Source organism: Murinocardiopsis flavida, assembly GCF_003014485.1.
In the GTDB taxonomy this organism is placed as follows: domain Bacteria; phylum Actinomycetota; class Actinomycetes; order Streptosporangiales; family Streptosporangiaceae; genus Murinocardiopsis; species Murinocardiopsis flavida.
In genome coordinates, this window is the sequence record NZ_PYGA01000023.1 from 61,921 (window position 1) to 72,293 (window position 10,373).

The 10,373-nt window shown below is 73.2% G+C and carries 9 protein-coding genes; 5 read left to right on the top strand and 4 right to left on the bottom strand.

Annotated elements, in window-relative coordinates; translation table 11 throughout:
- Positions 1-70 precede the first annotated feature (70 nt).
- The 3 genes from CLV63_RS26350 to CLV63_RS26360 all read left to right on the top strand — a co-directional run bounded on the left by CLV63_RS26350 (position 71) and on the right by CLV63_RS26360 (position 2,824).
- Entirely contained in the window at positions 71-1,288 is a 1,218-nt protein-coding gene (locus CLV63_RS26350) for a VWA domain-containing protein (RefSeq protein WP_106585960.1), read from the top strand.
- A gap of 93 nt (positions 1,289-1,381) precedes the next feature.
- Positions 1,382-2,002, top strand: a complete 621-nt coding sequence (locus tag CLV63_RS26355; RefSeq protein WP_106585916.1) for a peptidylprolyl isomerase — start codon at positions 1,382-1,384, stop codon at positions 2,000-2,002.
- A gap of 36 nt (positions 2,003-2,038) precedes the next feature.
- Positions 2,039-2,824, top strand: coding sequence for an SDR family oxidoreductase (locus CLV63_RS26360; RefSeq protein WP_106585917.1), 786 nt, complete (start codon positions 2,039-2,041; stop codon positions 2,822-2,824).
- A 125-nt stretch (positions 2,825-2,949) separates the two neighbouring features.
- Here the strand turns inward: CLV63_RS26360 and CLV63_RS26365 are convergent, their stop codons facing one another.
- Complete coding sequence (locus CLV63_RS26365; RefSeq protein ID WP_106585918.1) at positions 2,950-3,912, bottom strand: hypothetical protein; 963 nt, start codon at positions 3,910-3,912, stop codon at positions 2,950-2,952.
- Between the two features lie 154 nt (positions 3,913-4,066).
- On the opposite strand from CLV63_RS26365, the gene CLV63_RS26370 reads away from it, so the two are divergent.
- A complete protein-coding gene (locus CLV63_RS26370) occupies positions 4,067-4,732 on the top strand; it encodes an AIM24 family protein (protein ID WP_106585919.1) in 666 nt (221 codons plus the stop codon).
- A 36-nt stretch (positions 4,733-4,768) separates the two neighbouring features.
- Here the strand turns inward: CLV63_RS26370 and CLV63_RS26375 are convergent, their stop codons facing one another.
- The gene (locus CLV63_RS26375) at positions 4,769-5,263 is read right to left on the bottom strand and encodes an Lrp/AsnC family transcriptional regulator (protein WP_106585920.1); all 495 of its coding nucleotides are present in this window, start codon (positions 5,261-5,263) and stop codon (positions 4,769-4,771) included.
- A gap of 125 nt (positions 5,264-5,388) precedes the next feature.
- Here CLV63_RS26375 and CLV63_RS26380 point away from each other — a divergent pair, with 125 nt between their 5' ends.
- A complete protein-coding gene (locus tag CLV63_RS26380) occupies positions 5,389-6,057 on the top strand; it encodes a LysE family translocator (protein ID WP_106585921.1) in 669 nt (222 codons plus the stop codon).
- Positions 6,058-6,117: 60 nt separating this feature from the next.
- On the opposite strand, the gene CLV63_RS26385 is transcribed toward CLV63_RS26380, so the two are convergent.
- The gene (locus CLV63_RS26385) at positions 6,118-7,140 is read right to left on the bottom strand and encodes an alpha/beta hydrolase (protein ID WP_281260765.1); all 1,023 of its coding nucleotides are present in this window, start codon (positions 7,138-7,140) and stop codon (positions 6,118-6,120) included.
- Positions 7,141-7,343: 203 nt separating this feature from the next.
- A complete protein-coding gene (locus CLV63_RS26390; protein ID WP_170134324.1) occupies positions 7,344-10,184 on the bottom strand; it encodes an AfsR/SARP family transcriptional regulator in 2,841 nt (946 codons plus the stop codon).
- Between the last annotated feature and the right edge of the window lie 189 nt (positions 10,185-10,373).

Sequence of the window (10,373 nt, forward strand, 5' to 3'; positions counted from 1 at the left end):
GCCCGCGGCGCCCCGCCGCACCGGCCCCCTTCAGACGTCACCCGGCACCGCGCAGCAGGAGGAGCACACGATGACGACGGCGACGCACGACATCCCCGCAGCGGCGGCCCCCGAGGAGCGGCTGCGCCGGTGGCGGCTGGTCCTCGGCGCCGCCGCCGAGGCGGACTGCGCGGGCCTGGCCGGTGCCGACGCCGGCATGGACGCCGCCCTCGCCGCCCTCTACGACAACGGCGGGGGCGGGGGCGCCGACGACACCGGCGGGCCGCGCAGCGCCGGGCTGGGCGCGTCGGCGCCCAGGGTCGCCCGCTGGCTCGGCGACATCCGCACGTACTTCCCGTCGAGCGTGGTGCGGGTGATGCAGGCCGACGCGGTCGAGCGCCTCGGCCTGGACCGGCTGCTCCTCGAACCGGAGATGCTCGACGCCGTCGAACCCGACGTCCACCTCGTCGGCACCCTGCTGTCGCTGAACCAGGTCATGCCGCAGCGGGCCCGCGAGTCGGCGCGGGCCGTCGTCCGCGCGGTGGTCCGGGACCTGGAGCGGCGCCTCGCCCAGCGCACCCGCTCGGTGGTGCGCGGCGCGCTCGACCGGTCGGCGCGCACCCACCGCCCGCGCCGGGCCGCCGACATCGACTGGAACGGCACCATCCGCCGCAACCTCCAGCACTACCTGCCCGAGCACGGCACGATCGTGCCGCAGAACCTGGTCGGGTACGGGCGGCGCACGCACGGTGTGCAGCGGCACGTCACGCTCGCCATCGACCAGAGCGGGTCCATGGCCGAGTCGGTGGTGTACGCGAGCGTGTTCGGCGCCGTCCTCGGCTCGATGCGCACCCTGCGGACGTCGCTCGTCGTCTTCGACACCGCAGTCGTCGACCTCACCGAGGAGCTGAGCGACCCGGTGGAGGTGCTGTTCGGCACCCAACTGGGCGGCGGGACCGACATCAACCGCGCCATCGCCTACTGCCAGGGCCTCATCACCCGCCCGGCCGACTCCGTGTTCGTCCTGATCAGCGACTTGTACGAGGGCGGGATCCGCGACGAGATGCTGCAACGGGTCGCGGCCATGACAGCGGCCGGCGTGCAGGTGGTGGTGCTCCTGGCGCTGTCGGACGAGGGGGCGCCGTCCTACGACCGCGACAATGCAGCGGCGCTGGCCGCGATGGGCGTCCCGGCGTTCGCGTGCACGCCCGACGCGTTCCCCGAGCTGATGGCCGCGGCGATCCAGGGCCATTCGATGACCGCGTGGGCCGAGCGGCGGCAGGACCACGGCGCCGACGGCGACCGGTAGCGCCACCGTCGGGGACCCCCCGTGCGGCACCGCTACCCTGGCCCTTCAGGACGCCCGCCCCGACCGCGCGGCACAACACCAGGAGACGCCTCGATGAACCGCTTCACCACGACCGTGCTGTCAGGACTGCTCGGCGCCGCCCTGCTCACGGCGACATCGTGCGGTGGCGGGGCGTCCGACGACGCGGCGGCGGAGTCCGAAGGCGTCACCGGGGCCACCCTGAAGACCAGCGAGGGCGACATCAAGGTCACCCTGTTCCCGGACACGGCGCCCGAGACCGTTGCGAACTTCGCAGGGCTGGCAGAGGGTGGCAAGGCCGAGAACCCGAAGACCGGGGCGAAGCGGTTCTACGACGACACCCTGTTCCACCGCGTCATCCCCGGCTTCATGGTGCAGGGCGGCGACCCGCTCGGCAACGGGACGGGCGGCCCCGGCTACACCTTCGAGGACGAGATCGACCCCGACCTCTCCTTCGACGAGCCCGGCAAGCTGGCCATGGCCAACTCCGGCAAGCACACCAACGGCTCGCAGTTCTTCGTGACCACCGCCCCGGCGCCGCACATCGACGGGAAGCACACCATCTTCGGCGAGGTCGCCGACAAGAAGAGCCAGCAGGTCGCCGACGCCATCTCCAAGGTCGAGACCGGCCCGGACGACCGCCCGGCCGAGGACGTCGTCCTGGAGTCGATCACCATCAACCGAGCGGACGGCTGACGCCGCGCACTCCGCGCACCGCCGAGGAGGCCGAGAATGGGTTCGGACAACGGAACGGTCGCCGTCGTCACGGGCGGTGCGCGGGGGATCGGGCGCGGCATCGCCCTCGTCCTCGGTGCGACCGGGGCGACGGTCTACGTCACCGACCGCGAGAGCAGGGCGCACACGGTGCAGGACCTGCCCGGGACCGTTGAGGACACCGCCGAACAGGTCACGGACCGGGGCGGGCGCGGGATCGCCGTCCCGCTCGACCACACGGACGACCGCGCCGTCGCCGCGCTGTTCGCCCGGGTGCGCGCGGAGCACGGCGGCCTGGACCTCCTCGTCGCGAACGCCACCGCGGGGAACGCGCTGCCGTTCCACTCCGGCGCGTTCTGGACCCTGCCGCTCGCGCACTGGCACAACATGATCGACTGCGGTGTGCGCGGCCACCTGGTCGCGGCGCACTGCGCGGCGCCGCTGCTCATCGAGCACGGGCGCGGGCTCCTGGTCCTCACCGGGTACGACGACCCCGGGGCCGAGGTGATCGGCGGGCACGTCTTCTACGACCTGGCGATGACCGCCACCAGCCGGCTCGCGCGCACGCTCGCCCACGACCTGCGGCCGCACGGGGTCACGGCGCTCGCCGTCTCCCCCGGGATCACCCGCACGGAGGCGATCGCGGCGGCGGTCCCGGACATGCCGCCGGGCACCGACTCCGTGGAGTTCGCCGGCCGCGCCGTCAGGGCGCTGCTGGCCGACCCGGACGTCGCCCGCCACGCGGGCCGCACGATCGCGGTGGCCGACCTCGCCGCCGAGTACGGGTTCACCGACATCGAGTGACCGCCGTGCCCCGTCGGCGCCACGGGAGGGACCCGCCGCGGCGCCAGAGGTCCGGGGCCCCGGGGGCGGCCCCGCGGTACGGCGGCGGGCCCGGCGCGCTGGGGGAACGGCGGGTCGCAGGCGCCTCAGCGGTAGGCGGCGGCGACCGTGTGGAACGCCTCCTTCGGCGTCCGCCGTTCCGGGTCGTCCGACGGCACCTTGACGATCCCGAACCCGGCCATGTCGAGGTCGTGGGCCGGGATCTCGTGATGCGGGAAGTCCGGCATGGCGTAGGTGAAGACGAAGCAGCCGTGTACGCCGCTCGACTCGTACAGGTCGATCAGCTCGCCCACGTACCGCGCCTGGGTGCGCTCGTCGCGCACATGCCCCGGTGTGACCCGGGGCGGATCGGCGAACCAGTTCACGATGCGGAAGGCGCCGGGGCCCGCCTTCTCGGCGCCGAAGTAGGAGCCGCAGCCGAACTCGGTGACCGCAACGGGCTTGCCCGCGCCGCGCACCAGCGCCCGCACGCGGCCCGCGTACTCGGCCGTGTCGGTGCCGAGGCGGTACAGGTTGACGCCGACGATGTCGAAGCCGGACCAGTCGACGTCCTCCCAGAACGCCGCGCCGTAGGTGACGGGGCCGCGGAAGGACGCGCGGGCCGTGGCACAGGCGGCGGCGAGCAGGGCGTTGAGCCTGCGGGTGATCCGCCGGTCGAAGAGGCGCCGCCAGCGCAGGATGACCTGGAGCCGGAGGAAGGTGGCCGGCCCGGGGACGATGCCCGGTGCGAAGAGCGAGAACTCGCAGCCGACGACGAGCGTGACCCGCCCCGGGTACACGACCCGCAGCTCCTCCGCTGCGGCGGCCATAGCGCCGATGTGGGCCAGCGTCTCCTTGTGCGGCCGATCGTCCGTGTGCGACTGGAGCCAGACGTCGAGCCCGATCTCCAGGGCGTGGCGCGCGGCCCCGATCAGCCCCTCCTCCGCCGTGCCCCTCAGCATCACGGTGGTGCAGTGCAGGTCGTCGCGGATGGTGCGCAGATCGCGCCGCACGGCGTCGGCCGGGATCCCCTCGGTGGTGTAGGAGACACCCTTGATCGCCAGGGCCATGGCGCCGTCCTCTCCGCGTCCGCCGCAACCGTCCGAACTGCGGACAACGTACCGGAAATGACCTGAACCGGCCGATGACGCCCGTCCGCGGCGGGTGCCGGCGGTGTGCGGCACCCGCTACTAATGGAGGACCACAGCCGTAGAGAGGGCGGACATGCGCAGTCAACTATTCGAGCAGGCGCAGGAGAACAAGCAGCCGGGGATGAGTCTGCAAAACACGAAGATGCTCCGGATGAGCTTCAACGGGGAGTTCTTCGCGCGCCAGGGCTCGATGGTGGCCTACCAGGGCGACGTTGACTTCGCCTACCAGGGCGCGGGCGGGCTCGGGAAGCTGTTCAAGAAGGCCGTGACCGGCGAGGGCCTGCCGCTGATGAAGGTCACCGGCCGCGGCGACGTCTTCCTCGCGCGCGACGCCTGGGACGTGCACGTCGTCGACCTCGAAGGCGACTCCGTCACCGTCAACGGCGAGAACGTCCTCGCGTTCGAGTCGGGCCTGGAGTGGGACATCAAGCGCGTCGAGGGCGCCGGGATGGCCTCGGGCGGGCTGTTCAACACCGTGTTCACCGGGACGGGGCGGCTCGCGATCGCCTGCCACGGCACGCCCGTCGTCCTCAACGTCGACCAGCCGACCTTCGTCGACACCGACTCCGCGGTCGCATGGTCGTCCTCCCTGCGCACCGGCGTGCGCCGCACGGTAAAGGCCGGCGCGCTCATCGGCAGGGGCAGCGGCGAAGCCGCCCAGTTGGCGTTCGAGGGCCAGGGCTTCGTACTGGTCCAGGCTTCGGAAGGCCCCCAGATCCCGGTCCAGTCCAACTCCTAGCCCCTCCCGGCCGTGATGCCGTTACGGCGGCGGCACTCACGGCACGGGTTGGCCGGCCGGGGCGGGCGGTAGCAGCGGGCCGCCGTCCCAGCCTTGGAAGACCAGCATGGTCTGCACCCGGGTCACCTCCGAGCGGGCCGTGAGCTCGTCCAGCACGAGGCGCTGCAACGCGGCCACGCCCTCGGCCGCCACCAGCGCGAGGAAGTCGTCCGGCCCGCTCAGGTGGTACACGGCGCGGGTCTCGGGCTGGGCGAGGATGTGCGCGACCAGCGGCTCGACCAGCGGGCGCCGGTGCGGCTGCACCTGGATGGCCAGGAACGCCTGGATGGGTCGGCCGAGCATCGCGGGGTCGACGCGCAGGGTGTGCCCGAGGATCGCACCAGCCTCGCGCATGCGGTTCACCCGGTCCAGGCAGGTGGACGGCGCGATGCCGACGCCCGCGGCGAGTTCCCTGTTCGTGGTCCGCGCATCGTTCTGCAAACGGCGCAGAATCTCCAGGTCGACCGGATCAAGACGCAGATTCTGAGGCATGTGCCGAATTATAACCGATATTGCAGATAGAAATCCGGCAATCGTACAGAATTGGAGGCATTCCACCGGTGCCCGCCCTTGCGTGCGCCCACCGGTACCCGCCGCCCCGCGCCCAGGAGGGACCCATGCCCGAGAACCTGCCGGTCTTCTTCCTGACCACCATCGTCGTGCTGGTCGTCCCCGGCCCCGACTTCGTGGTGGTCACCCGGACCACGGTGGCGCGCGGGCGGGCCGCGGGCCTGGCGGCCGCCGCCGGTATCGCCACCGGGCTGGCCGGGTACACCGCGCTCGCCGCCGCCGGGGTGACCGTGCTGATCGCCGCGAACCCCGCCGCGCTCTCGGTGCTGCGCTTCGCCGGGGCGCTCTACCTCATCGCCCTCGGCGCCGGGGCGCTCATCACCCTGTGGCGGGGTCGCCACGACGGCACCCCGGACGACCCCGCCGCTGCGCACCGCGCACCGGACGCCCCGGCCGGCCCGCGCCCGGCGCGCTCCACCGCGGGGCTGCGGGCCGCGTTCGCCCAAGGGCTGCTGAACAACAGCCTCAACCCGAAGGCCCTGGTGTTCTTCCTCGGCTTTCTGCCGCAGTTCATCGCGCCGGGAAGCCCTGCCGCCCCGCAGACCCTGTTCCTCGGCGCCTGCGTCGTCACCCTCGCCGTCGCGTGGTGGGCCGGCTACGTCGCGGCGATCACCCGGATCACCGCCGTCCTGCGCCGCCGCCGCGCCCGCCGGGGCATCGACCTCGCCGGCGGCCTCGCCCTCACCACCTTCGGCCTGGCCCTCGCCGCCGGCTGAGCCGCGCAAGACGGGCGGGGGCCGGACCCCGGCCGGGGTCCGGCCCCCGCCCGTGCGGCGTCACGCCTTGCGCAGCCGCTCGATGATCCCGTCGAGGTCGCGGGTGAACATCTCCTTGCGGAAGACGTGGCCGCCCTCCGCCTCGTGCGCCTCGTGCTCGATACCGGCCTTGTCGAGGAGGCCGCGGAACTCCCGCTGGCCGGCCAGAACCTGGGTCTCATTCGCACGGTCGAACAGGTTGACCGGGTCGGGGCTGGTCCCGGCCACCATGAAGACGCGCTTGCCGCGGTAGTCCTCGACGTTCTCGACCGGGTTGTCGGCGGTGACCCGCTTCTCGTCCCAGCGCGGCGCCCCGTAGACGGTGCCTCCGGCCAGCTCCACCGCTCCCGAGGAGACGTTGGCCCAGTGCGTGACCAGGCCGGCGTCGCGCCGCATGCTGGCGGGGCCGGAGTGCGAGCTGATCGAGGCGAAGTGGTCGGGGTACTTCGCGCCGTACTTGAGCGCGCCGAAGCCGCCCATGGAGAAGCCCGCGACCGCCCGGCCCTCGGCCTCGTCGTAGGTCCGGAAGTTGGCGTCGACCCAGGGGATCAGCTGCTTGATGTGGAAGGTCTCCCAATTGCGCGGGCCCGCCTCGGACTTCACCGGGTCGGAGTACCAGCCGGCGTGTCCGCCGTCCGGCATCACGGTGATGACGTCCCGGTCGCCGGACACGACGTCGCGGATGCCCATCTCATCGAAGGACCGGAAGTCCTCGCTGGTCCCGCCCCCGTGGAGGAGGTAGACGACGGGGTAGGTGCGGCCGCTGGTCTCGTAGTCGTCGGGGAGCATGACGTTGACCCCGGGGTTCCAGCCGACGGCCTCGGTCTCGAACCGGAAGAACTTCATGCGGGGATCGCTCTCCTCGCGCTCCACGACACGGAGCCCCGCGGCGTCCTGCACCGCGTTGGCGGCAGGCTCTGCTGCGGTGAAGGGAGTGCTCTCGGTCGAGATCACGGCGGTGATCCCGCCGATCATCGCCACTGCTGTGGCGACTCCGGCCGCGGTCTTCAGGACGCCCCTGCGGGTGGGACGGAACGTGCTCACGTGACCTCCAGGTCGGGAAAAGGGGGCGGCGGCAGAGAGGGGCCCGCGAGTGCGGGGCGCCGCCGACGCGGCCACGCTAGGGAAGGCCGATGAAGTCTCGTTGAAATGCCGCTCGACGTGCGCGTTCATTGGCGGTCGGCGGCACGTGCGCGCCGCGGCCCGCGCCGATCGGGCGGGGACTCTTTCGGCGGCGGAACCGCCTGCTACTCCGCCGCCACGCACTTCCCCGTCAACGGGATCCGCTGGATGCGGTCGTCATCGGCGGCGGTCATCGCGCCGAGCGACCGGAGCGCCTCGAACTGCTCCTGCGCATCCGCGCGGCGACCCATCGCGAGGTAGCACGTGCCCAAGCGGTCCCGAAGCTCCAGTTCCAGCCGGACGGCGGTCTGGTCGGAGATGACGGCAAGAGCCTGATGGAAGAGCGCGATCGCGGTGTGCGGTTCGCCCAGTTCCTGCATCGCGGCGGCCAGCCGGGTCAGACTGCCGACGCGCAGCGTGACGTCCGCGACCTGATCGGCCAGGTCGACCGCCTGCCGCAGCGCGGGCGCGGCCTCGGCCGGGCGACCGAGCTGGAGCAGAATGCTGCCGACGCTGCACAGCGCCCGCCCCACCATCGACGGGCTGCCGATCGCCTCTCCGAGCGCGCGGGAGCGGGTGAAGCAGTCGAGGGCCTCCTCGGGGCGGCCCTGGAGCAGCAGGATGTAGCCGCGGCCGGACGTCGCCCGCTCGACGAGCCAGTCGTCGCCGAGCTCCTCGGCCAGTTCGATCACCGCGGCCAAGTCGTCCAGCACGCCGCCGTGCCGCCCTGAGGCCGCTCCGGAGATCACCAGGCCGCCGCGGGCACGGGCCTCGACCCGCCGGTCGCCCGCCGACCGGCCGCCTTCGAGGGCTGCGCTGAACCACGTGCGGGCCTGGTCGTACCGGCCCTGCATGCCATAGGCGAAGCCCAGGCAGAAGTACAGCGAAGGGGCCATCCGGGGGTCGGCGGCATCGCCGACCCGCGACAGTGCGATCTCGACAGCGGCACGGGACTCGTGGATCCTGCCCCTGCGCACGAGGAAGTCGACCACGGCCTCGGCGATCCAGCACGCGTGGCCCACCTGCCCGATGGCTGCGGCGTGGCCGACCACATCGGCGAAGTCGCCGGCCTTGTCGAGCCAGGCCGAGGCGTCCTCCCAACCGCGGAACGGCGCATCCCCCGGCTCCGGCCCGGTCGGGAAGCTCGCGGCGCCCCACTCGCTCGCGATCCGGCCGGCCGCGATGTAGAGCCGGAACACCCGTGCGGTGACCATTGCGCCCGCCTCCGCGGGCTCCTCGGCGGCCAGCCGGCGCGCGAACACCGCGACAAGGTCGTGCAGCCGGTACCGGTCGGCGGCCGGTTGCTGCACGAGGCTCGCGTCCACCAGTCGCTCCAAGGAGCGGTCGGCGTCGCGCGGCGGGCAGTCGAGCATCGCCGCCATCGTGAGCCGGTCGAGCTCCGGCGTGGGCGACAGGCCCAGCACGCGAAACGCCCGCTGATCGGCGTCGGGAAGCTGGTCGTAGGAGGCCCGGAACGCGGCCTCGACGCTGCGGTCCCCCGCGGTCAGGCCGCCGAGCCGTCCCTCGTCGTCGGCGAGCCGCGCCACCAGGTCCTCGAACGTCCATGCCGGACGGGTCTGGAGGCGCGCTCCGGCGATGCACAGTGCGAGCGGCAGCCGCCCGCACAGCCGGGCCAGCGCACGCACCGCGCCCGGCTCGCCGCCCGCCCGCGACGCACCGGCGATGCGGTTCAGCAGCGCCGCGGCAGCCTCGATGTGGAGCGGTTCCAACGAGACCCGGCGCTCCGCGTCCAGACCCGCCAGCCGCCGGCGGCTGGTCACCAGGACGCTGCTGCCCGCCCCGGCCGGCAGCAGCGGGCGCACCTGCTCGGCGCTCCACGCGTCGTCGAGCACCAGCACCAGGCGGAGCGAGGCGGTGGCGGCGCGCCACGACGCCGCGAGTTCGTCGAGGTCGTCCGGGGTACCGCTGTCGTCCACGCCGACCGCCCGCAGCAGCCGACGCAGCACGCGCTCCACGGCGGGTGCCCTGCGCCCGCTGTGCCCGTGCAGATCCACGAACAGGCATCCGTCCGGGCAGTCGGCACGGAGTGTTCGCGCGGCGTTCACCGCCAGCGCGGTCTTCCCGGCTCCCGCCACCCCGTCGACCGCCGCGGTGGTCACCGCGTCGGCGGCGATCGGCGCTGCGAGCAGCGCCAGTTCCCGTTCCCGGCCGATCAGCTCGCCGATGCCGACCGGCAACTCGTCGCGCGGCCGGTCGGCCGGAACGGGGGCCGGGGGCGCACCGGCCGCCTGACTCCTGTCGGCGAGACCGAGCGACGCGTCGTCCCCGCGCAGCACCGCCTGGTGGACGCTCTGCATCTCCGCGCCGGGCTCCACCCCCAGGTCCTCGACGAGGCGGTCGCGCAGCCGGGGGAACACCCGCAGCGCGTCGGCCTGCTGCCCGCCGCCGTAACGGGCACGCACCAGGAGGGCGGCGAGCCCTTCGGCGTGCGGGTACGCCTCGATCCACTCGGGCAGCTCGTCAACCACCTCGTCGTAGCGTCCCAGGCGGACCTGCGCGTCGAGCTTGTCCTGGAGCAGCGCGACCCGCCGCTCCGCCAGCCGGCGCCGCTCCCCTTCCGCGAACGGCCCCGGGAGTCCCGCCAGCGGCTCGCCGTCGAACAGCGCGAGCGCGCGGGTGTACGCGCCCACCGCCGCGGCCAGGTCACCGCTCTGCCGAGCACCGCCGGCCTCGGCCGCGAGCTCGTTCAGGCGCACCGTGTCGAGCAGGGCGCCGCTGCCGACGAAGCGGTACCCGCTCCGGTCGCTGACGATCACCGACTTCGCGTCCACGCCGTTGGCCTGCAAGCACCGCCGCAGGCGGAACACGTAGCCCGGCATGTTCCGGACACCGGTGCTCGGCGGGTCCTGGCCCCACACCCGGTCGAGCAGCTGCTCCTGGCTGACGGTGACATCGGAGCGCAGCACCAGGGCCGCCAACACGGCCTGCTGGCGGACGGGGCCCACATCCAGCTCCTCGGCACCACACCAGACCCGCATCGGGCCGAGCACGGCGAACCGAATATGCGTGGGAGAAACCGGTGTAATCCGTTCGGACACCGGCGCACCTTATCAAAGCGAGGCGACCGCGAATCAGCCGCGAATCAGCCGCAAATCCGGCGTATGCGGCGATTCGCGGCGGACGCGCGGCACAAT